27 protein-coding genes are annotated in these 22,021 nt (G+C 44.9%); 14 read left to right on the forward strand and 13 right to left on the reverse strand.

Annotation, left to right across the window (positions count from 1 at the left end; all coding sequences use genetic code 11):
• Positions 1-76: 76 nt before the first annotated feature.
• Genes ACI35L_RS00145 through ACI35L_RS00160 form a run of 4 tightly spaced genes read right to left on the reverse strand, consistent with a single transcriptional unit; the run spans position 77 to position 3,154 of the window.
• Positions 77-412, reverse strand: coding sequence for an antibiotic biosynthesis monooxygenase (locus ACI35L_RS00145; RefSeq protein ID WP_049670465.1), 336 nt, complete (start codon positions 410-412; stop codon positions 77-79).
• Positions 409-1,200, reverse strand: coding sequence for an ABC transporter ATP-binding protein (locus ACI35L_RS00150; RefSeq protein WP_049670466.1), 792 nt, complete (start codon positions 1,198-1,200; stop codon positions 409-411). The genes ACI35L_RS00145 and ACI35L_RS00150 overlap by 4 nt, the downstream gene beginning before the upstream one ends.
• Positions 1,197-2,201 carry a FecCD family ABC transporter permease gene (locus tag ACI35L_RS00155; RefSeq protein WP_439801960.1) on the reverse strand — a complete coding sequence of 335 codons (1,005 nt, stop codon included), beginning with the start codon at positions 2,199-2,201 and terminating at the stop codon, positions 1,197-1,199. The genes ACI35L_RS00150 and ACI35L_RS00155 overlap by 4 nt, the downstream gene beginning before the upstream one ends.
• Positions 2,198-3,154, reverse strand: coding sequence for an ABC transporter substrate-binding protein (locus ACI35L_RS00160; protein WP_439801961.1), 957 nt, complete (start codon positions 3,152-3,154; stop codon positions 2,198-2,200). The genes ACI35L_RS00155 and ACI35L_RS00160 overlap by 4 nt, the downstream gene beginning before the upstream one ends.
• 175 nt (positions 3,155-3,329) lie before the next feature.
• Here ACI35L_RS00160 and ACI35L_RS00165 point away from each other — a divergent pair, with 175 nt between their 5' ends.
• From ACI35L_RS00165 to ACI35L_RS00175, 3 genes are read left to right on the forward strand one after another with little or no spacing between them, the layout of a single operon-like run.
• A complete protein-coding gene (locus ACI35L_RS00165; RefSeq protein ID WP_049670469.1) occupies positions 3,330-4,016 on the forward strand; it encodes an HAD family hydrolase in 687 nt (228 codons plus the stop codon).
• 36 nt (positions 4,017-4,052) lie between these two features.
• Positions 4,053-4,412 (forward strand): HIT family protein, encoded by a 360-nt coding sequence (locus ACI35L_RS00170; RefSeq protein WP_049670470.1) that lies wholly within the window; start codon positions 4,053-4,055, stop codon positions 4,410-4,412.
• 46 nt (positions 4,413-4,458) lie between these two features.
• Positions 4,459-4,773 carry an inner-membrane translocator gene (locus ACI35L_RS00175; protein WP_439801962.1) on the forward strand — a complete coding sequence of 105 codons (315 nt, stop codon included), beginning with the start codon at positions 4,459-4,461 and terminating at the stop codon, positions 4,771-4,773.
• A gap of 553 nt (positions 4,774-5,326) precedes the next feature.
• Here ACI35L_RS00175 and ACI35L_RS00180 read toward each other — a convergent pair.
• From ACI35L_RS00180 to ACI35L_RS00190, 3 genes are all read right to left on the reverse strand, one after another.
• The gene (locus ACI35L_RS00180; protein WP_439801963.1) at positions 5,327-5,761 is read right to left on the reverse strand and encodes a DUF2871 domain-containing protein; all 435 of its coding nucleotides are present in this window, start codon (positions 5,759-5,761) and stop codon (positions 5,327-5,329) included.
• 88 nt (positions 5,762-5,849) lie between these two features.
• Complete coding sequence (locus ACI35L_RS00185) at positions 5,850-6,791, reverse strand: alpha/beta hydrolase (RefSeq protein ID WP_439801964.1); 942 nt, start codon at positions 6,789-6,791, stop codon at positions 5,850-5,852.
• A 195-nt stretch (positions 6,792-6,986) separates the two neighbouring features.
• Entirely contained in the window at positions 6,987-7,439 is a 453-nt protein-coding gene (locus ACI35L_RS00190) for an NUDIX hydrolase (protein WP_439801973.1), read from the reverse strand.
• Between the two features lie 179 nt (positions 7,440-7,618).
• Between ACI35L_RS00190 and ACI35L_RS00195 the strand changes: the two genes are divergently transcribed.
• The 4 genes from ACI35L_RS00195 (at position 7,619) to ACI35L_RS00210 (ending at position 10,149) form a co-directional block, all read left to right on the forward strand.
• Positions 7,619-8,875: a DinB/UmuC family translesion DNA polymerase gene (locus ACI35L_RS00195; protein WP_049670475.1), complete on the forward strand. Its 1,257-nt coding sequence runs from the start codon at positions 7,619-7,621 to the stop codon at positions 8,873-8,875.
• A gap of 17 nt (positions 8,876-8,892) precedes the next feature.
• Positions 8,893-9,240, forward strand: coding sequence for a YolD-like family protein (locus ACI35L_RS00200; RefSeq protein ID WP_439801965.1), 348 nt, complete (start codon positions 8,893-8,895; stop codon positions 9,238-9,240).
• 263 nt (positions 9,241-9,503) lie between these two features.
• On the forward strand, positions 9,504-9,719 hold the full coding sequence (locus ACI35L_RS00205; RefSeq protein ID WP_049670477.1) for a hypothetical protein: 216 nt from the start codon (positions 9,504-9,506) through the stop codon (positions 9,717-9,719).
• 106 nt (positions 9,720-9,825) lie between these two features.
• On the forward strand, positions 9,826-10,149 hold the full coding sequence (locus ACI35L_RS00210; RefSeq protein WP_439801966.1) for an iron-sulfur cluster biosynthesis family protein: 324 nt from the start codon (positions 9,826-9,828) through the stop codon (positions 10,147-10,149).
• 42 nt (positions 10,150-10,191) lie between these two features.
• On the opposite strand, the gene ACI35L_RS00215 is transcribed toward ACI35L_RS00210, so the two are convergent.
• Genes ACI35L_RS00215 through ACI35L_RS00225 form a run of 3 tightly spaced genes read right to left on the reverse strand, consistent with a single transcriptional unit; the run spans position 10,192 to position 14,351 of the window.
• Positions 10,192-11,688, reverse strand: coding sequence for a family 10 glycosylhydrolase (locus tag ACI35L_RS00215; RefSeq protein WP_439801967.1), 1,497 nt, complete (start codon positions 11,686-11,688; stop codon positions 10,192-10,194).
• A gap of 20 nt (positions 11,689-11,708) precedes the next feature.
• On the reverse strand, positions 11,709-13,472 hold the full coding sequence (locus ACI35L_RS00220; protein ID WP_439801968.1) for a glycoside hydrolase family 3 protein: 1,764 nt from the start codon (positions 13,470-13,472) through the stop codon (positions 11,709-11,711).
• A 21-nt stretch (positions 13,473-13,493) separates the two neighbouring features.
• Positions 13,494-14,351 (reverse strand): endonuclease/exonuclease/phosphatase family protein, encoded by an 858-nt coding sequence (locus tag ACI35L_RS00225; RefSeq protein WP_439801969.1) that lies wholly within the window; start codon positions 14,349-14,351, stop codon positions 13,494-13,496.
• A 361-nt stretch (positions 14,352-14,712) separates the two neighbouring features.
• Here ACI35L_RS00225 and ACI35L_RS00230 point away from each other — a divergent pair, with 361 nt between their 5' ends.
• The 6 genes from ACI35L_RS00230 to ACI35L_RS00255 all read left to right on the forward strand — a co-directional run bounded on the left by ACI35L_RS00230 (position 14,713) and on the right by ACI35L_RS00255 (position 19,712).
• Positions 14,713-16,512, forward strand: a complete 1,800-nt coding sequence (locus ACI35L_RS00230; protein WP_439801970.1) for a S9 family peptidase — start codon at positions 14,713-14,715, stop codon at positions 16,510-16,512.
• Positions 16,513-17,079, forward strand: coding sequence for an SMI1/KNR4 family protein (locus ACI35L_RS00235; RefSeq protein WP_439801971.1), 567 nt, complete (start codon positions 16,513-16,515; stop codon positions 17,077-17,079).
• Between the two features lie 2 nt (positions 17,080-17,081).
• Complete coding sequence (locus ACI35L_RS00240) at positions 17,082-17,255, forward strand: hypothetical protein (RefSeq protein ID WP_197089911.1); 174 nt, start codon at positions 17,082-17,084, stop codon at positions 17,253-17,255.
• 76 nt (positions 17,256-17,331) lie between these two features.
• A complete protein-coding gene (locus tag ACI35L_RS00245) occupies positions 17,332-17,529 on the forward strand; it encodes a DUF5316 family protein (protein WP_231589595.1) in 198 nt (65 codons plus the stop codon).
• 87 nt (positions 17,530-17,616) lie between these two features.
• Positions 17,617-18,669, forward strand: coding sequence for a hypothetical protein (locus ACI35L_RS00250; RefSeq protein ID WP_439801972.1), 1,053 nt, complete (start codon positions 17,617-17,619; stop codon positions 18,667-18,669).
• Between the two features lie 128 nt (positions 18,670-18,797).
• The gene (locus tag ACI35L_RS00255; protein WP_049670486.1) at positions 18,798-19,712 is read left to right on the forward strand and encodes a DMT family transporter; all 915 of its coding nucleotides are present in this window, start codon (positions 18,798-18,800) and stop codon (positions 19,710-19,712) included.
• On the opposite strand, the gene ACI35L_RS00260 is transcribed toward ACI35L_RS00255, so the two are convergent.
• Both ACI35L_RS00260 and ACI35L_RS00265 read right to left on the reverse strand, forming a co-directional pair.
• Positions 19,709-20,632, reverse strand: a complete 924-nt coding sequence (locus ACI35L_RS00260) for an alpha/beta hydrolase (RefSeq protein ID WP_049670487.1) — start codon at positions 20,630-20,632, stop codon at positions 19,709-19,711. The two genes, ACI35L_RS00255 and ACI35L_RS00260, sit on opposite strands and share 4 nt — an antisense overlap.
• A gap of 110 nt (positions 20,633-20,742) precedes the next feature.
• On the reverse strand, positions 20,743-21,384 hold the full coding sequence (locus tag ACI35L_RS00265; RefSeq protein ID WP_049670488.1) for a class I SAM-dependent methyltransferase: 642 nt from the start codon (positions 21,382-21,384) through the stop codon (positions 20,743-20,745).
• A 131-nt stretch (positions 21,385-21,515) separates the two neighbouring features.
• Here ACI35L_RS00265 and ACI35L_RS00270 point away from each other — a divergent pair, with 131 nt between their 5' ends.
• Positions 21,516-21,773, forward strand: a complete 258-nt coding sequence (locus ACI35L_RS00270; protein ID WP_049670489.1) for a YqkE family protein — start codon at positions 21,516-21,518, stop codon at positions 21,771-21,773.
• On the opposite strand, the gene ACI35L_RS00275 is transcribed toward ACI35L_RS00270, so the two are convergent.
• Complete coding sequence (locus ACI35L_RS00275) at positions 21,763-21,975, reverse strand: hypothetical protein (protein WP_049670490.1); 213 nt, start codon at positions 21,973-21,975, stop codon at positions 21,763-21,765. The two genes, ACI35L_RS00270 and ACI35L_RS00275, sit on opposite strands and share 11 nt — an antisense overlap.
• Positions 21,976-22,021: the final 46 nt, after the last annotated feature.

Genomic DNA, 22,021 nt, shown 5'->3' on the forward strand with positions numbered 1-22,021 from the left:
TTAGTATGATTTTCAAAAGCTAATAGAATAAAAAGAACAGCGCTCAAGGATTTTGAGCGCTGTTCTTTTTGGTTTATTATTTTGTAACGGCTCCCTCTTTAACAGCCACTACATCAAAGATGCTGATTTTATTGCTGATGATTGGGGATTCTGTTTTCGCCTCTGAAGAGCCTTCTGCCGGGCGTGCGTGAGATTTCTTGAAGGAATCACTGTTTCTCCAAGTCTCGAAGCTTTCTTTGTCTTCCCAATACATATTGACGCTTAGTTCATCTGTTTCTTCCACGCCTTGTGTTAAAAGAACTTCCACGCGGATGAATCCTTTAAATGTTTCTAAGTCATTTTTCGTGAATGCTGCTCCCATTTTTTCGCCAAAGCCTTTTTTCGTTTGGAATTTGTTTTGAACGACGATCATACTATCAATCTCCTTTGTTTGAGTTGTGGAATGATGACTGGATAGTCCTCATCAAAATGAATCTTTGCAGTAATATTATAAACCTTCTGTAAAAAAGATGCAGTGAGAAGCTCTTTTGGTTTTCCTTGATCTATGAGACATCCCCCCTTTAAAGCAATCATGTGATGGCTGTAAGCAGCGGCCTGCTGAAGGTCGTGAAGGACCATTACAATGGTTATTCCATATTGATCGTTAATTTCCTGCAGCATCTCCATTAAATCAAGCTGGTGGGCCATATCTAAATAAGTTGTTGGCTCATCGAGCAAAAGGATATCCGTTTTTTGCGCAAGGGCCATCGCGATGCGTGCCTTTTGCTGTTCTCCTCCTGACAGCTCATGGAACATCCGGCTTTCATGCTTCTTCGTGCCGGTTATATCCAACGCCCAGTCAATGACAGCCTCATCCGCCGCTTTACTGCCCTTGTGTAGAAACGAGTGATGCGGAGAGCGCCCGTAGGAGACGAGTTCCCTGACGCATAAGTCCGGAAGTTCTTCCTTCGATTGTGGGAGCATGGATATGGTCTTGGCAAATTCCCGCCTTTTGTATGTATGGATTGGTTGATCTTGAACGAGAATTTCTCCCTCATCCATCCCCATTAATTGTGCCGTAATCTTCAGGAAAGTAGATTTGCCAGATCCATTTGGTCCAATAATGGCTGTCATTTTCCCTTTTGGTATCACAAGACTGATATCCTTCAGCTGAAAGAAGCCTACTCTTTGGCACAGGTTACTCGCTTCAATAGCATTCATCCTACTAATCTCCTTTTCTTTAATAGAATCATAAAGAACGGGGCGCCGAGCGCTGCCAGCAATATGCCGACCGGCAGTTCAATCGGGTCAAACCAAGTTCTTGCAATCGTATCGGCAAAGACAACGAGTGCCGCACCACCTAATGCTGAAAACGGCAATAAGTAGCGATAATCGCTTCCAATCAAGATGCGGATGATGTGCGGAATGACTAACCCGACAAAGCCGACCAATCCTGCAACACTGACAGCAGCACCGGCAAGAAAGGAAGCGAGCAAAATGATGGTCAGACGTGTCAATTCGACTCTTTGTCCGAGCAGCTTGGCCGAATCATCGCCCAGCATGAGCAGGTTGACCGGCTTAATGGCAAAGAATGATAGAGCTAGACCGATGAGTGCATACGGATACATAAATTCAAGATGATACCAGCTCCGTCCGCTAAGACCTCCGGACAGCCAGGAAATAACGGACTGGACACGATCGCTGTAAATATTCATGATGCCGTTTTGAACAGCACTTAAAAGGGCGCTGATAGCAACCCCTGCTAAGATGATCTTAAGCGGGGAGGCTCCCTTGTCCCAGGCGAGGAAATAAATGACGAGTGATGTCAAGAATGCCCCAGCAAAGGCAGCAAGCGGCAATAAATAGGAGAGGGCTGGGAAGATAAGCATAATCACGCAAGCTGCCAAGCCGCCGCCTGCCGTAACGCCGATAATTCCTGGGTCTGCGAGCGGGTTTTTCATAACACCCTGCAAGAGGGCGCCTGATACAGCTAAGCAGGCACCCACTAACAATCCAATGATAACTCGCGGGAGACGAAGGTCCTTTATGATGGTTTCCTGCACGTCTGTCCCCTGATTGGTGAGCGTATTCCATACATCGCCTAAAGATATGGGCACTGAGCCATATGTCAATCCATAGAAGGAGGCAAACAGCAGGAGAACCGGCAATACTAGGGTGAGGATCCTTCTTCTCATTGTTCGCTGTTCAATCTTCATGGTCATTCTCCAGCATTCAAGATTTCATCTAAATAAGAAATGGCTTCTGTTACTCTTGTGCCAGGGTTCGTGCCGAATAAATCAGCTGGGAGAATTTCGACCTTTTCATTCTTGACGGCATCAATCTTATTCCAAGCAGGGTTTTCAGACATTTCCTTCAGGAAACCGGCTTTTACTTCCTCAGGGTTGCCATGAGTCAGCAAAAATACATGGGTTGGATTCGCCTCCACAATGCGCTCTGTATTAAGCTGGGCATATTGCGGATATTGTTCGAGTGCAGGGTAATCAGAGGCGATATTTTGGCCGCCTGCAAGTTCAAGCAGATTCCCGCTCAATGAATTCGGGAGGGCAGCCATGTATGTACCAGGTGCACCGTATACAAGCAAGGCCCGCTTTTCGTTGTCCTTGCTGTCGGCTTTTACTTTGCTGATTTCGGCATCTATCTCTTCATTTAATGTCTTTGCTTTTTCTTCCTTTTGCAGTAAATCCCCATAAAGAGTGATTTGGTTCTTAATTTCTTCAACGGAATTAGCGGATGTGAGAAGAGCTTCTGCCCCGATTGATTCAAAATTCTGAATATCCTTTGCGTTCATCGGGTTATTTCCAATCACGACATCAGGCTTCAAACTGGCAATCTTCTCAAGGTCGAATTCATGAGTGGAACCAATCTGTACAGCATTCTTATAGGGCGCATCTGCTTTCTCATGAGAAGATGTCGGCCGTCCGGCAACCTCGCCGCCCAGCGCATAAATAATATCCATATCTCCACCGCTTAAGGACACAATCTTCTCCGGTACTTGATCAAAGGAAACCTCACGTCCGGCAAAGTCAGTCAGGACAATCGCTGTAGCTGATTTTCCTGTTCCTTCTGTTTTATTTGAGCTTTCCGCATCCTCAGAGCCACAGGCGCCAAGCAGAAGGGCCATGGCTAACGCAGGTAAAATGAATGTTTTTCGCATGTTGTTCCTCCTTTAAGATTTAAATGATTGCGAATGATAATCATTATCAATAATTATGATAATCGTTATCAATTAGGCTGTCAATTCTTAATTTGAAATTTTTTGAAAGTTTCCTAGTAAAGACCATATGGGGATTATTCTCTTATATAATAGATAGAAAATATGGGGGGATTGGATGATTAAGGCCATTTTGTTTGATTTAGACGGCACTCTGCTCGACCGAGATCGGTCCGTCAAAGAATTTGTTGAGAACCAATACGACCGCTTAATCTCGCCATCAAAGCCTGTTTCTAAGGGTGTCTACGTGTCTCGTTTCCTTGAATTGGATAATAGGGGCTATGTATGGAAAGACCGCGTATATGAGCAATTGGTTCATGAGTATCACATGACTGAAATCACATCCGAGAGCCTGCTTCAGGATTATTTGAATCATTTCAAGGATTGGTGCATTGCGTTTCCTCACATGCTGGACATGCTCCAGAGTCTTAGAGAGAAGCAGCTTCTGCTAGGAATTATTTCAAATGGGCGCGGCCGCTTTCAAATGGATGCGATTTGCGGGTTAGGAATTAGGGAGTTCTTTGATGTGATTCTTCTATCAGAATGGGAAGGAATAAAGAAGCCTGACCTGCATATTTTTTTAAGAGCCGCGAATCGGCTAGGGGTGTCTCCGCATGAATGTGTATTTGTCGGTGACCATCCACTCAATGATGTGAGGGCCGCTCAAAAGGCAGGAATGAAGACCATTTGGAAAAGAGACGCTAATTGGCAAGAGCCTGAAGCAGGCATCTTCATCAATGATTTAGTCGAAATTCCGCTTCTTGTCGAAAAACTAAGAGGAAATGAAGCAGGAGATGTCGTATAAAGTAGAGAATCCAAAAATGATGAAGGAGTGGGTAGCATGGCGAATGGAGTAGAGGATTTCTATTGTGATGAAGTGCTGAACGGAAAGACAGAGGTTGAGAAGGTATGGGAGACGGAAGACACCTTGGCATTTTACCATACACGTCCGTTTTATGAAGTACATATCGTCGTCATTCCAAAAAAGCATATTGTGTCATTGGTTGACGTCAAACCAGAGGAGAAGGATTTAATGATTGATCTATTCTCGGTGATTCAGATAGTATCAAAGCAAGTAAATGATGAATATGGAGCCTGTACGGTATCAACAAACATCGGTGAATATCAAAGCAATAAGCATATGCATTGGCATGTGCATTATGGGGACCGCATTAAATTGGTGGATGGGACTTGGTGCTGAAGGGGGCAGCTTATTCAACTATCGATATTGAAAAGGGGAAAATCTCATGGATTATTTAATTCTGGCTCTTTTTATCCTCATTTTAGTATCACTTACTATCATTTCCTTTGTATTGTTTAAAAAGAAAAAAGTAAATCTTATGGTATCAGGGATTATGATTATGCTACTTGGTCCGGTGATTGGATTTTCAAGCGGTGCATTATTTCTCCATTTCTATGATTGGAGTTCTGGCGGTACTGGGGAAGGCGCAGGCTTTGGCGGGGCTATATTAGGACTTGTCACAATCGCTAATGGGATTCTTATTTTCTTGATTGGAATGATCGGGTGGATGATAACCTTATTTCGGAAAATAACAAATTGAGAAGAACAAGTGAAGCCGCTTCCTTTCTGGAAGCGGCTTTTGCATGCAAATAATAGGTCAGCCTTGCTGTTTTCGTAGATTTATTATTTTTGAAAATAACAAGAGAGTTTCGGAAGAATATGGTAATATAGTTTTAGAATATAGTCGGGGGGCGTTAGCTTATGGAAACGATAGCTCTTTTAGGAATGATTCCTCTATTGGTCAATCTAGGAATACTTGTTTTTGCCATTTACCCCGCATTAACGGACAGTAAGACTCCCGCATAAAGCACTTAAGCAAATCAAGCAGTATGGGTGGTAGATCAACTGTCCGTAAAAGCCCGATTGGTTCAACTAACCATCAGCAGGGATGAGCTGATGGAAGTTTATACGTTGCTATAACCATCTTAAAGTTATTCAAACAAAAAAATGAATATTTAAAGGAAATTCGTGATGAATGGAAGAAAAATAATCGTGCCAATCAACTCTAAGACCCAATGAAAGATGAACCCTTCAAGAAGAATATGGATAAAAAAACCAGGGACGTTCCAATGTGAACATCCCTGGTTTTTGTTTTAAGCGGCAGGCTTCAAGAGGCGATTCTTTAGGATCAGGACAAAAAGAACGAGTCCGATGGACATGATAATATGTCCCATACCTGAAATTCCTGAGACAGAGGCATTCAGCCCTGATGACAAAACGAGACTTCCCTTCAGCTCAAGAACAGAAAGAACGCCTCTTGCGGTCATGGCCGCCGTGGAGACACCTAGTCCGATATGATAGGTGATGAAGAAGAATTGGAATAGGTCATCCTTTGTAATCTCACTTATTTTTTCAAATAAGAGGGCAGCTAAAAAGAATAGAAAACCTAAGGAAAAAAGATGGCCATGCACCTTGCCGAGCGCGGTCGTTTCATAAACGCCGTTCAGCTTCGTGAATTCCCTGAAGAATACGCCGCTGATTAGCGCGAGGGCCATATAAGTAACAGCAGAATAGTAAAGCTTTTTCATAACTTCTCCTTCTTTCTTTTTTTAATACTATTTTAACATAATATTAGAAACAAAGAGAAAAAGCCGCCCTTTTAGGACGGCCTGATGGTTAATTCATATATTGATTTAAGAACTCTGTCACTCTTTTCTCATAGGTTTCCGGGTTTGCATCATAGGCATTGCCATGCTCAGCGCCCGGTACGATGTAAAGCTCCTTTTCTCCATTCGCTGCTTCATACAGCTCATAAACCATCTCCACTGGTACAAAGGTGTCATCTTCACCGTGGATGAAGAAAATCGGCAGGGATGTCTTCTTGATTTGTTCAAGCGCGGAGGCCTCCTCAAAGGAATAGCCGGCACGCAGCTTTGTCAGCATACTGGTGCTTTGAATCAGCGGGAAGCTTGGCAGTCCGTACATTTCGCCCATTTGGTAGCTGAGGATATCGAGTGCGGATGTGTAGCCGCAGTCTGCGATTACTGCCTTTACTTGTTCAGGAAGCTCCTCGCCGCTTGTCATCATGACGGTCGCGCTTCCCATCGAAACGCCGTGAAGGGCAATTTCGCTCTTATCCCCGTTTCGCTCGATCACATAGTCAATCCACTGGGCATAATCCTTACGCTCATGCCAGCCGAAGCCGATATAATCGCCCTCGCTCTTTCCATGCCCGCGTGCATCGGGCATTAACACATTGTAGCCAAGCACCTCATGGTAATACTTCGCATAGGCAAACATGCCAGTGGCCCGACCTGAGTAGCCGTGTGCAATAATGACGGTTTGATTCGTTTCCTTCTCTGCAGGTAAATAATAGCCTGCTAGAGTAAGGTTATCGTAGGAGGTGATTTCTACCTCTTCAAAGCTGACCGCTTTTGCCCATTTTTTTGCCTCTGTCTGCAAGGTTTTTGGAGTCGAGACAGCAAGGTTCGGGTCAGAGTTCAAGAAATCCTTCTCCGCACGCTGTACCGCTACATTGTAGAAATAAAAACTCGCAGCAATAATCCCGGCGATAACCAGGGCGAGGATGATGGAGATGATGATGATGGTTTTCTTCATTGCAATGTCTTTTTGTCCTCCTGTGTTTTATTAGTATAGTAGATTAGAAAAATGAGCTTGTATAGGCTTCCTTGGAAATTTCAAATAATTGCTAAAAGTGCACGAAAAGAGGCGCAATCAGGAGGTCAATTGCACATTTGCAGTCCTTCTAGTTTAATCCTTTTATAATATTAAAATAATGAAATGAGCCGTGAGCTATTCGTGCTTCTCGATAAACCGCTTGATGATGGGCAAATCAGGCGGACTGATTTGCTCCGGCAAACAATCGAGCGCGAAGAAGCGGAGGGCGGCAACCTCTTCCGTTTGCGGCTTCAGTCTCCCCTTATATGTTCGGCAAAGAAAGGCGGCAATGACATTGTATACTTCATCGCCATGCGGGTATGTATAGTGGAACTCCTCTCCAGAGAACAGCCCGAAGAACTCTAACTTATCTGCGGTTAGTCCGGTCTCTTCAAGCAATTCCCTGCCTGCTGCGTCCTCTAATGATTCCATTAACTCAAGCGATCCTCCTGACAGCCCCCAATGGCCATTATCTTGGCGGAGCTGCAGCAGGAGCCGGTCCTCTGAATCCAGGACAAGAACGGCTGTCCCAACCATTAAAAGCGGCCTGCTGCCGACAATCTTGCGTAATTCCATTATATACCCCATCATCAATCCCTCTTTCAAAACATTCTCTTTCACCAATATAATTCAATTTCTGCCCTGCTTGAAGTTTTTTGAAACAAATTGTAAATAAATTACCATTGAATGCGAACGTATATTCGCTTATGATTATGGGTATAATGAATGCGAACATATATTCTGTTTTTGAAAAAGAGGGTCTTAGGATGGATTATAGCAAGCTGCCAAATGATTATGTGATGTGTATAGATATGAAAAGTTTCTTTGCGAGCTGCTCAGCTGTGATGATGGGACTCGACCCGCTTGAATGTTATTTAGCGGTGGTCGCCAATACGGACCGGAGCGGGTCAGTCGTTCTCGCTTCTTCTCCGAAGATGAAGAAGGAATTCGGCATTAAGACGGGTTCAAGGCTGTATGAGATTCCGAATGATCCGCGAATTCAACTGGTCAATCCTAGTATGTCCACTTATTTGCGAATCTCGACGGAAATAAGTCGATTGTTCAATCGGTATGTACCGAAGGACTCCATCCATACATATAGTGTGGATGAAAGCTTCCTGAAGGTGAACGGAACAGGACGGCTATGGGGAGATGTTTGGGAAATTGCGGAGAAAATCCGGGATGAGATTGACCGGGAGTTTCAGCTGCCATGCGCAGTGGGCATCGGCCCGAACATGCTGATGGCAAAGCTGTGCCTCGACCTTGAGGCGAAGAAGAAGGGCATTGCGGCTTGGGGATATGAGGACGTCCAGACAAAGCTGTGGCCAATCTCCCCGCTGAGCGAAATGTGGGGAATTGGCAAGCCGCTTGAGCGCAAGTTGAATGCGATGGGTATTTTCTCAGTCGGACAGCTTGCCCGCTACGACCTCGCTGCTCTGGAGAAGAAATTCGGTATTATGGGCAATCAGCTTTACCATCATGCCTGGGGAATTGATTTATCTGATATAGGCGCCCCAATCATGGAAGGGCAGGTCAGCTTTGGCAAGGGCCAGGTCTTATTGCGCGATTATAAAGAACGGGAAGAGATTAAGCATGTGATATTGGAAATGTGCGAAGAGGTAGCCAGGAGGACTCGCCAAAGCGGAATGGCCGGGCGGACGGTCAGCCTTGGCGTTTACTACAGCAAGGATGAATTCGGCGGCGGCTTTCACCGTTCCATCACGAGGGAGATGCCGACCAATATTACGATGGATATTTATGAAATGTGCCTCCTCTTGTTTGAGAAATTCTATACCGGCAAGACGGTTCGGAAGCTATCCATTACGCTCTCAAATGTAACGCCTGACCAGGAAATGCAGATTAGTCTTTTTGACCAGGATGGCTGGCGCAGGAGAGAGCTTGGCTTTGTTATGGATCGCATGCGCCGTAAGTATGGATCAGATGCCATCCTGCGGGCTGTTTCCTATACCGCGGCAGGCACGGCTAAGCAGAGAAGTACATTGGTCGGCGGACATAAAGCATAAGTTTGGAGGGACATCAGATGATTCGGGACCGAGGGAAAATCAAATGGACATCATTAATGCTGCCTGAGCATGTCTCCCTGCTGCGGGAATGGGCCCAGGAGGACAGCTATGAAACGAGAAATGAACTGGATGAACAGAAGATAGAGGAGATCAATCAAATCATTGCAGAAGCGATGGAATACGGGACAGCTGTGCGCATCACCTATTATAAAACTAATGCCCGCCGGTACGAGTCGGTGGAAGGGTGCATTCACTTCTGCAATGACCAGGCGAGGAAGCTGCATATAGCCGGAGAAGGCGGCGAGATCTATTTCGTACCATATGCGGAATTGACGGATGTCCAATTGATTGGCGAAACAAGGTAAGCATAGTGGAAATCCGGCATAGAATAGAAGGATGAGAAGGAAATGGACGTCACGCAATGGAAATTTGAACAAAAAGGGGGAATCTGCAGAAAAAATCCTATAATTAGACAAAATCCCCGATAATAGTATACTATAATTATAGTAAGATCATGCTATCTTAAGGAAGCTGGTTAACTATCGGCAATAAAGAGAAAAAATGCCGCTACCTGTGATTCTCGAAGGCTAGTCAAGGGATAACACAATAAAAAGGGGTATAGGATAAAATGGAAAAAGAAAAATATAGTACGATTTATGAAGCACCATACGGAATGGTCATCGGAGAACTCAAAAAAGAGATGACGAAACAAGATGCTGTAGCGCTTGGACAGCGGTATTGTGAAGAACACGGCTTTAAATATAAAGGCACATACAATGGCGACGAAGCTGTTGCAGCCTTACAGAACCTAATCGAAAAACATAGAGCGACCAAATTGCATTAATGATAAAACGCTTTCATTTTTTTGTGGGGGCATGGCGGTATTCAGACGGAATGCCGCTTTTTTGTGTCAATAGGGCAAGATAAGCATGGAAGAAGGAGGTCGTGGAATGGAAATTACATGGACAGAGCGTGCAATTGAAAAAGTGAACGAGCAGCTCGAAGGAAGAAAAGGACATTTTCTCCTGAAATATGAAACGGAAGGCTGCGGCTGCGTTATGAGCGGTGTATGGAATCTGTTTGTTGAGAGTGAGGTGCCGGATGGTGTGAAGCTGTGGGAAACGAATGTGTATCCGGTTTACATTAACCCGAACCACGAGGTTTTCTTGGATGAGCTGCTTATCATTGATTACACGGACGGGGCCCGGACGTTCCAGTTGAAAAGCCCAAATCAATACTTGAATCCGATGATGTCATGCAGGATTGGGGTATAATAGAGAAATAAACGCTGCCGATAGATACCGGCAGCGTTTATTTTATTTCCCGATAACAGTCATATTCCGCACCTTTCCTGCCTTTATGATGACGGGATAAGCAGGAGATTTATGCTGTTTGTCAGCGATTTTGATTACATAGGCCCCAGGCTTTAGGCCGCTGAGGCCGAACCAGCCGTTCCCATCGGTCTTAATGGTTTTCTTAAATCCTTTTGCTCCCTTTATTTCTAAAACAGCATCTGAAAGGTCCTGTTTTTTGATTGTCCTTGCTTGTCCCATTAAATAACCGCTTTTCGGCTTTGTTTTCCATTTCATTTCAGGGATTGCTGCTTTCTCAGGGAAGACAGCAGCCTGCTGCTCTGTCCCATTCACAAGAGCATCTAAAAAGGCGCCGCGGGGCTCATTGTTCATATCGGTGACCGCATAGCTGTAATAGCTCACCCCGGCAAGCTTGCGTCCCTCCGCGTCTGGTGCGAGGGCGCGTCTTGTTTGGGCGAGTGTCGAATCAATTGAATTGAGGTAAGCAGCAGGGCCGGCCACAATCTGCCGGTTGAATTGATTGGCCTTCTGGAAGGAAATCCATTGATCATACCATTGTCTCTGGCTCTCAATATGTTCTCTGTCATAGTTCATCGGTATAGCTATATCAATAATTTCATCCCGAAGCCAGCCCTGCCAGTCCTGGAACACCTCGGTCATGGTGCGGGTATTATTGTACTCCTCCTGTGTTCTTGGACCTGCTCCCCAAGCGATGGTGGCGCAGGATACCTTGACATGAGGATTTACGGCAATCGCCTTTAGATAAACTTTTCTGACGAGGGAGTTAATTTGCTCCCTTCTCCAATCAGCCCAATCAGGGTCAGTTGGTTCCGGTATCGTGTCTGTTTGGAATGCCTCCTGATAGCGCTCGATGCTCGTTGGGTTATATCCCCAATCTGTCCCCATATATCGGGCTAAATCGAGGTGAATTCCGTCAACGTCGTATTGCTTCACGACATTCACATACTGTTCCACCGTATAGTCCAATGCATCAGGATGGCCTGGGTCAAGTACATAATCTGCCCCGGAGCGCATCGCTCCATCCTTATTCGTCATCAGCCAGAAGTCGTCTCCCTCGGCAGCCGGACCATGGGTGTTAAAAACATGATCAGGGCTTGCAGGCGGGGTGAGGGAATTCCAAATCGGCAAAGTGGCTAACCAGGCATGAACCTCAATGCCCCTTGCATGTGCTTTCGTAATTAAATCCTCCAAAACATCAAAGTCTTGCTGCAAAGAAGGATCCTGAGTCCTCGGCTCCAGCGCTTTGTTGAAATAGGCATCGCCTCTTCGGCGAACCTGCACAATGACCGCATTCGCGTTGGCGGCCTCCACATCCTCAATCAACTGGTCCACTTGGGCCTCTGTTTTAAATCCATCATGAAAGGCATCCACCCAAAAGGCGCGGAATTCACCTTGGGCGGTTTCAGCAGACGCAGGGGAAGGGAGCAATCCTGAAAGCATCAAAAGACAGGCGAAGAGAAGAAACAACAGCTTTTTCATATTCTCACCTCATTCATAGATTAGTAGGATAGTCCATGGCCATATGGGTACATGCCGGGAATGGTGACAGGGAGCTTACCGCTCGGCGATAATTCGCCGCTTAATGCTTTTGCCAACGCTTTGACGGAAACCGGACGGAAGCCATAAGTCAGGATATTCGCATCTACTTCAGGAAAAGCCAGAATATCATATGGATTTCGCATAGAGGCAACGATGATTTTCTTGCCCGTTTGCTCGAGCTGCTTCACTAATTGCTGCTGGGCAGTGTTGGTATTGGCTGTGTAGGCGGTGATGATGATGCTGTCCGCATTTTGTGAGCGGGAGACAGCTTCAGCAATTTGTGAGGCTGTCGGGCTTGCGCTCGTTTCATAGACGCGTGAATCAAAGCCTTTCTGTTCAAGCATTTGTGAAAGCATGGAAGGATTCCCCGTGCTCGGTCCGGTTATAAAGACGGATTCCTCTTGGTTGAGGGGAAGGGCAGACTGGTCATTTTTCACCAATGTAATGCTTGATTCCGTGATTTTATCTGCTTTATCCAGATTTTCTGGAAGTCCAATCTGGTTGATGGCATCCTCTGGCATGGTCGGTTGATGGAATAGGCCTCTCTTAAACTTCAATTCTAGAATCCGGTATACAGATTGCTCTAATCGTTTCTTTGAGATTTCACCAGATTTCACGGCATTTAATACAGCTTCATAGGCGACAGGGACATTTGGCGGGTTAAGGAGGATATCTGCACCGGCTTTGAAGGCCTCCACAGCGACCCGGTCAGGCGGCACGACATTGGCTCCTGACATGCCTAAACTATCCGTTATGATCACGCCGTTGAATTTCATCTCTTTGCGCAGAAGGTCCGTCAGAATCGGTTTAGAGAGTGTCGCAGGAAGCCCGGAATCATCTAATGCCGGGACAACGATATGACCGGGCATAATCGCATCAATGCCAGCCTTGATGGCGGCCTTAAACGGTTTAAGGTCAACATTATGCAAGGTTTCCAGGTCATGGTCGATGATTGGGAGACCGTAATGAGAGTCCACATTTGTATCCCCATGCCCCGGGAAGTGCTTGGCCGTTGCGGCAACATGTGATTTTTGATACCCGGTTACCTGGGCTGCTCCGAGTGCTGCGGCTAAGTCAGCGTTCTCGGCAAAGGAACGAACCCCAATGACCGGATTCTCCGGATTGACATTCACATCAAGAGTGGGCGCGAGATCCATATTGATGCCTAGGCTCTTCAGTTCAAGACCCATGATTTTGGCGGAGTCATATGCATTTGGCACCGACCTGGCTGCTCCTAAGGCCATATTCCCTGGGAAGACGGTTGCGGGCTCGGTCACTCGTGCCACCACACCGCCCTCTTGGTCCGTTGAAATGAGCAAGGGGATTTCCATTCTCTGCTTCATGGCAATCCGCTGAATGCCATTAGACAAGGAAAGGGTTTGCCGGGCATTCAAGGGTGTCAGGATGTTATCGGTCCAGTTAAAATAAATCACACCGCCAATATGATATTTTTCAATCGCTTCCTTGAAGTTTTTCACCCCGCGATTATTGGATAGGTTCATTTCTTCATAGGCCGGGTCTGTCGGGGTTTGTCCATATACATGAATCATGAAGAGCTGGCCGACCTTCTCTTCGGTCGTCATTCGTTTCATTTTACTTTGGATCCAGCCTTTGGCAATCTTTCCGTCCTTCCATCCAGGCTTTGCTGCTGAGCCCGTCGTACTTGGAACGGTAAAAGAGAATAGGAGGCTGATAGCAAATAGAAAAGTAAGCGCTTTCTTCATGGCGTTTTCTCTCCTTTTGATTTATTTTTTGCCCTTTTTAAGGGAAATGTCAGCGATGACGGGCAGATGGTCAGAGGCAAGTGTTGAAAGGACATTTGCCTGTTTGACGGTTATTTGCCGGCTTGCAAGTAAATAATCAATCCGGATGTTAGGGGCTATAGCAGGAAACGTAAACCCGTGCTCAGTATGGATTTCATCCCAGGCATCCTGAAATTGGGCAAATAAGGGGGCAAGCTCAGGAGCATCTGGCGCGGCGTTCATGTCGCCGGCTAGAATAGAAGCACCCTTTGAATGAGACATGATTTCAAGCATATCGTGAACCTGCATTTGCCGGACGGACGGGTCAGGGCGGAAATCGAGATGGGTGACATAGAAGGATAGCTTAGCTCCTTTGACATTAAGCAGCACTTCTAGAAATCCTGGGGCTGGTTCGGGAGATGGGTCAGGGTCTTGCGTTGATAGTCTAGTGATGGAGTGATTTTCAGTCTTTAAGATTGGGTATTTGCTCAGAACCGCAACGCCGTATTGCCTTCTCGGCTCGCCTGTGTTTAGAGGGTCGAAATCATAGATGGGGGCAAAGAAGTAGAACATGTTTAATTCCTCAGCGAGCTCCTTGATCATATTCTCATGATTGCTTCGGCTGCCCCAATGGACGTCAACCTCCTGCAGGGCAATAATGTCAGCATGCGAGATTTTGATTTCCTTGGCAATTCTGCCGCGGTCATACTGCCCATCTGAGCCGATTCCGGCGTGGATATTGTAGGTCATGATTCGCGCGTTAACCGTGGAGGGAGCCTTGGCATTAGCGGCGTGAGGGAGAGTGATGGATGACAGGAACAGCAGGGTTAAGCTGATGACGATAAGGCTTGCTTTTTTCATACACTAATCACCTTCCGTTTTTTAATGGATTGAAGGAATATCCAGGATGTATGAATTTAGCGAGACATATTTTTACATATAATCCCAATTGTTGATAAGAGTTTAGCAAGGATAGAAGGACTTGTCTATGGAGCTTAGGAGCCATCGTATAGAGGTAGATTGCATCAAGAAACGACGGAACTAAACGTTTAGTTGGAGAGAATAATGTCAGTTTATGGGCGGGAGGAAAAGAATGTCCATCTAACGCCCCTTTTTAACCAGGTTTAACTAGTAACAAAAAAGATGAGAAAATTCTAAAAAATATAAGTAAATATTTAGGGGATTTTGATATGATGTAAGGAAAAGGATGAGGGGGAGTTATATGTTCACATTTCCAAAGCCAGATGTAGAAGAATTGCTTCAGTCTATATCGATTATCGATTTTGCTGTCAGTCCAGATGAAAAACAGCTCTTGTTCTGTTCAAACTTCAGCGGGAAATACAATCTTTGGGGCATGGATTTACCGAATGCATTTCCGTACCGGCTGACATTTAATGATCAGCCAAGCGAAGGTTTGCTGTATGACAAAGAAGGCAGATTCGTAATTGCCGGCTTTGATCAGGATGGTGATGAGAATACCCAGTTTTATGCGCTTAAGCCGCATGGGGGAGCATTAAAGCAAGTCGTCTATCAGGAAAGCACCCGTAATTTCAATCCGCTATTATCCAAGGATGGAGAGCGTCTATACTATACCTCCTCGAAAGGAAATCCGAGCTACCTTAACAGCTATTGTTTAGACCTCCGTACCGGCGAGGAGACGACCGTGCTTGAGGGAAGCGGCGGTGCTACATACATAGCTGAAGTGAGTGAGGATGAAACAACCATCCTTTATTCCAAGCACTTCACCAATACAAATTCCCTTTACTATGCAAAGGTTGGGGATGAAGAGATTTTATTGACGCCTCCAACCGATCAAGAACATACCGTTAGCTTTGCTGTGCTTGTCTCACCGACAGAAGTATATCTCGTAACAGACTATGAGGCAGATTTCTCGTACCTTGCCAAATTTGATCTAGAGACAAAGACATTTACGAAGGTGAAGGAAGTGTCAAAAGAGGGATTCACGACTCTGACGTATGATAAGGAAAACCAAATCCTTTATATCATAGCTGAAAAGGGCGTGGAGGATAGACTGTATGCCTATCATTTAGAGGATGGCACATGGGAGAGAATAGAGATTCCATGTGATTTGATTGGGAAGCTAGTCGTCGCTAAGTCAGGCAGCCTTTATCTTTTGGGCCGAGGCTCAACAAAGCTCGGAAACATTTATAAACGTGAGCAAGGGGAATGGGTGCAGCTTACTCGAAACAAGATGGCCGGCGTGGCAGAGGAGGATTTTATCGCTCCGAAGGTCGTGACCTATCCATCCTTTGATGGATTGGAGATAGAGGCTTTATTTTATCAGCCGAAGGAAGAGCATGATAAAGGAGAAATTATCCTGTGGCCGCACGGGGGACCGCAGCACGCAGAACGAAAATCATTTAATGCTATCTTCCAATATTTCTTAAGCAATGGCTATAGCATCTTCGCACCGAATTTCCGCGGCTCCACTGGATATGGTTTAGCTTTTACCAAAATGGTTGAACGGGCATGGGGAGCAGGACCTCGCCTTGATCATATTGCCGGCCTTGATTGGCTCATCGAACAGGGCTATGGATCGAAAGGTGAATTTATCGTGATGGGTGGAAGCTATGGCGGTTATATGAGCTTGCTCTTACACGGGCGTCATGCTGATTATTTCAAGGCCGTCATTGATGTATGCGGGCCGTCCAATCTATTCTCCTTCATCAGCTCTGTCCCTGAAGATTGGAAGCCTGTCATGGATGCATGGGTAGGACATCCGGAAAAAGACCGTGAGAAGCTGATAGAATACTCCCCAAGCACCTATGTTGACCAAATGACGAAGCCAATGCTCGTTGTGCAAGGAGCGAATGACCCGCGTGTCGTTCAGGCTGAATCCGACCAAATCGTCGAAGCACTGAAAGAAAAGGGCCGAGACATTACCTACATCGTCATGGAGGATGAGGGGCATGGATTTGCGAAGAAAGAAAACGAGATAGCCGTCTTCAGACAGATCCTGGCGTTTATGGAGGAGCATGCTGGGCGGAAGGTGAATGTGTAAATGGAAAGGCCGCCGGGGGATAGGGTGAAGCAGACAATCTCTTCTCTAAAGAAAAGATTTGATGGCGGGAAGGTCATTCAAGTGCAAACGGAAGAGGGGCATGTATACAATGCCACATGCACATTCAATCCGCCAGCTACCGATGCAGAAATAGCACAATTTGAGTCGGAGACCGGATACATTCTGCCAAAGGATTATAAAGAATTCTTGAAAATCACGAATGGATGCTCTTTGTTTGACGATGTGGAATACGGAGGAGAGGTAGATTTGTACAGCCTGGAAGAAATCATCGAGTACAATCAAGGATATGATGAATATGAGGGCTGTTATGATATCGCCTATATTTATCAAGATAATATCGTCATCCATTCAACATGTATTTCACAAAATGAGGGGAACTACCTCTTCTGGAAAGGACATATCGACCAATTTGATGAAGCGAGACCATTGGAATCTAACTTTGAATTGTGGGTTGATCGTTTTGTCGTTTGCCAAGGAGCGAAGTTTTGGTGGTGGCCGATTTATACTAGCGCAAATGAGGATAAGCTCAAGGGAAAGGGATTGTAATCATGGAAATGAATAGGTTCCAGGTGACGCCCGAAAAAATACAAGGGCGCACGGTCGAAGAAATCGTAGTGACAGATATGGCGGTCGTGATGAAATTTACAGATGGAACATTCTTGGATATTTATCTTGACCAGCAGGGGGCATTGAAGACCTCGATGAATAAGATAGAGGAATAGGATACTCTGGAAGCCGCAAACAAGGAAGATTAGATGTTTGCGGCTTTATTAGCGGTAAGGGGGCAAACCATTGACAGTGTTCTTGATTATTGGTGCCATCGGTTTCTTCATTTCGGGTATTTCGATAGGAGCGTGGACGGATGGACGGCAATATAGGGCAAATTTTCATGTTGAAACGAAAGAAGAACGAAATTTCCGCTTAAAGACAGCGATGATTTCCGGTTTGGTTGGGCTGGTTTCTTTTGGTGTGGCTGGATTGATTTATGTTTTGTAAGGTTTTAGTAGTCTTCCGAGTGGCTATCAGGCGGTATAAATCTTCGAAGTGTACGGGTTCGATTGAATTTATTAAAGGGGACTGAAAGTGAGTAAATTGTATAACTTTATATCAGCTGGTGATTTTGAAAATAAAATCATTTCTAAAGGCAATCATTTTCCATCGGTCGATTTTTCTGACGGTTATCTTAATAAACTCTGTGTCTTATTGCATCATCAAATTCAGATAGAAGAAATAATGAGTCATTTAGGTATTAGTGAGCGAGAGTTTGAATTAAGAATAGATGAACTGGTGAGAGAAGGGCTTATTAAGGAAGAGGGGAGAGAATATGTATTATCCTTTCCTTGCATTACCCAAAAAGAAGGCGATGAATTTTATCGACTCAGCAAAGTGGCGGGCAGCAAGATAGAGAAATTAATAGTTGATCATCTTGATGAAATTCGGACAAAGACAGGCCTAATAGAATCATTGGCCGCCTATCAATTTGAGGAGCTGTCTTTCTTTATTATTAGCGGAGTTATGCTAGACTTTATCCAAATTGATTATGTAGAGAAATACTTTTTGCAAAGTGAGCGTCCAAGCCGAAATGGCAGCAGGTATTATTTTTCGTTAATGCAAAAAACATCGGCTGTAAAAGAACCCTTTGGAATCTATGGGAATCATTGTAAAGGTTTCGGTGACTTTTCTTTATGTATGTATGGGAATGACCGGTATAGTACGAAGAATTTTATTACGATGAATGATGAAGAAATAAAAAGTGAGCTGCATATCTCAAACGAAGGTCAATTAATCAAGAGGATAAGAACCGGAGTCGAGATTGATTCAATTATGACAAAGGGAATGGAAAAAATTCATCTGATGAATGATCATGTAATGGTCCCTCTTATAACAAATGAAGATTATAAATTATTGATCAACGTGGCTCGTATTCTAACAGAGGATTTAATTCACGTGTTGGAAAAGGAAAGGACGGCGCTTATTGAAGCGCACAATCTATCGACGTACGAGAACAAAACTACCTTTGAAGAATATTTCATTTGGTATTATCACTTTCTTTATACATATATAACAGATAGTCTGATAGATAAGGGTGTAATCACGAAACTAAAGAATGGGGCATTTAGCTATATATTGGTTTGAAACACCATTCATCCATCCAAAATTATTAAAAAGACTGCTAGGTTGTCTTTTTTTATCATGCTATAATATTCTCCGCTGAGAGTATTGTCAGCATAGGTTTGATTGTACATAGGTGAAGGATGATTTTGGTGGAACGTTTAAAAGGAATTTTGATGATTGTCATTGGCTCGGTGTTTTGGGGAGCGACGGGTCCAATGATGGAATGGCTGCTGCATAATACCGAAATGACGGTTATATTTATGCTTTCCATTCGATTAATGACTGCGGGAATAATTATTTTAACGGTAATGCATGTTCAAAGGAAATCGGTTTTGGCGATCTGGAAGGAACGAACGTGGCGTTTGCAGCTGCTTTTATTTGCTGTTCTTGGTATGGCTCTTTTCAGTTACTCCTTTGTTCGTACAATCGATGAAAGTAACGCTATTGTTGCGACTTTATTGCAATTTTTAGCGCCGATTTTTATTATCGTCTATCTATCGGCTGCTTATAAAGCATGGCCTCAAAAAAATCAGGTGATTGGGATTGCGGGAACGCTATTCGGATTGTTTTTACTATTAACGAATGGGTCGCTGTCATCGCTGCTAGTGAGTAAAACAGCTTTGATATGGGGAGTTGTGCTCGGGCTTGCCTATGCGTTTTACACCTTATATCCGAAGCGGCTTATGGCAAAATGGGGTGTACTGCAAATCGTTGCTTGGGGGATGGTTATAGGAGGTGCGGTTCTAGCCTTCATCGGTCGTATTTGGACATCGGATGAATGGCAGCTATTAAAGGAGCCGGTGATTCTCTTGATGATGCTTGCGTTAGTCTTTCTTAGTACAACTGCGTTTGTCCTGTTTTTAATGAGCTTACATTATATTTCGGCTGTGGAAACGAGTGTATTATCAAGCGTTGAACCGTTAACCTCCATGTTGATCTCTGTCTGTTGGTTCGGAACAATCATACGGGTGTGGCAATTAGCAGGCATAGCCCTTATGATTTTCTTTATTGTGTTCTTATCGATTACAGGGGCAAAAAAGGAAATAAGGAAACCCGCACACTAGGCGCGGGGGACATATGTATCCAAAAAGGAGTCTATCGCTTTTTCGTACTCCTCTGGATTGGTGTTGAAGGCTTGAGCATGGGCGCCCTTCTCGAGAAGGACTAATTGCTTAGGCCCTTTTTTGTGCTCGTAAAGCTCCTCACTCATAGTGGGCGGAATAAAGGTATCCTCTAAGGTGTGGATAAATAGGACAGGCTCGTCAATATTTTCGACTGCCTTTAACGGAGACACTTCCTTTAAGGAATAGCCGTCCCGCCGTTTCAGCCACCAATCGCCAAAGGGAAGAATCATCCATTTCGGCAGATGGTAATTCCGTTTAATTAAATGGGCGACCTGTTCGGAGAATTCGGAGAACGGGCAATCAGCTATGTAGAAATCAGCTCCCTTTGGTTTCATTCCTCCATATAGCAGGAGGGTGGCGGCACCCATTGATTCACCGTGAATCCCGATAAGGATATCGTCTCCTTTATCTGCCTTTAACTGTTGGATGACTGACTGAAGGTCATCCTTTTCATAAAAGCCATAGCTGCTCGTCTTTCCTTCTGACTGGCCGTGGCGGCGGTGGTCATAAATCACGGCATTGAAGCCTCTTTTCGTGAATAGGCGAAGGAAGCGAATCGAGTTATATTTATTCTCGGTGATGCCGTGAACGAAAATCATCCACTTTTTCGAACCTGGATTTGGTTCGGCGAAGAGGGTGTGCAGGCGATAGCCATGCTTCGATTGAATCCATTTTTCCTCCTGAGGGATGTTTTTGAATGTCTCTGGGTCATAGCGGCCAGCCTGTACTTCCCGGTCTAAAACGAAATCAATCTCTTTTTTCTTCATGTACATGATTTGGCTGGAGGCGAAGAGACCAACCCCGGTTATGTAAGCAGCGACTCCTCCCGCAAGAGCGAGCCACTTTTTCTTTTTCTTCATATGAGATCCCTCCGATTCTTTCTATATAGCAATAGTTTATCATTCCTTAAGAGAAAGAAAATAATCAAACTGAAGATGAGAATGAAAAGAAAGGAATCTAAGTGAACAGTTTATGATTGTTTGACCGCTTCCATCAGCCAGACGAATGGATTGAGCTGCTGGAAGGTAGCGCGGAAATGATGCTTTTCCAGCACAGATTGCAGAAAAGGAATCGTCGTATAATATTCTGTTCGCAAATCCTCGGCCAGTCTATCGTAATGAACCGCGTCTGCTTTATGAATGGTTTTAAGCAGGGCTTCCTTGGATGGGAACATCGTATCGGCGAAGATGATTTTCCCGCCTGGTGCCAATACCGATGAGTAAAGGGCGATGGCCTGCTCCTTCTCGTCGTCTGTTAAGTGATGAAAGGCATAAGTACTTACAATGGTGTCTATTGGCTGGTCTGTTTGAGGGATATGCAAGAAATCGCCGTCTATGACAGGAACAGAAGGTAATTTAGTGCTGGCAATCTTCCGCATCACAGCAGAAGGCTCCACACCCGTAATCAGCTCTGCTTTCTTTAATAGCTTTTCAGTCAAATTGCCGGTGCCCACACCATACTCAAGAACGTGGCCGCTTGACCTCGAGCTGACGGCATTCAAGATATCCTCATAATGCATGAACACTTCTGCATACTCAGGGTCAACGCCTGAAACTGTCTCGTCATAGGTAGGTGCCCACTCATCAAATAATCGATCAAATTCCCTGCCCATCCGCTGTTCATCTCCTTTAATTATTCATACCTTATCTATATGAATAAGGAGTTTTAACGTGCGGTCCAATCTGATAAAATAACAAGGCATAGAATGATATACTGTAAGAAAAAAGGAGTAAGAACAGCATTATGGCAAGAAAAAAACAATCGCAGCGAAAACCGGCTGCCAAACAAGAGGATACGAGCCTTCATCTTGGCGACCTGCTCAATGATGATGTATTAGGGAAACTGCGTCAGAAGAAGGGTGAATGGGAAGAGGCTGAAAAGAAACGCCAGGAAGAGGCGGAGCGACAGAAGCGTGAAGAGCGCAAGCGCAGAGAAAAGAACAAAAGCTTTGAAGAGCTGTTAAATGAAAGCGACCTGAACTGGAAGAAGTTCAAGGGATGAGCAATAGGAAGAGACGGGGAAAGGAATTCTTCGTCTCTTTACTGTTTTTAATGCGAGACTGGAATCGCTCATACGTTAAAATTTTCGCCCATATAGAGAAAGAACCGCCCATACCGCAGAAATTCCGCCCATAAGCTATTTCTTTCGCCAATAAATTTTGCCGTTCGCCCTTAAACCGAGAATTCGCAATAAATTCGCTCAAAGATGAGAGCTCCTCCACCCTTCAAGAGTCAAAACAAACAAGCTGA

This window comes from Pradoshia sp., assembly GCF_051873915.1.
Classification (GTDB): domain Bacteria; phylum Bacillota; class Bacilli; order Bacillales; family Pradoshiaceae; genus Pradoshia.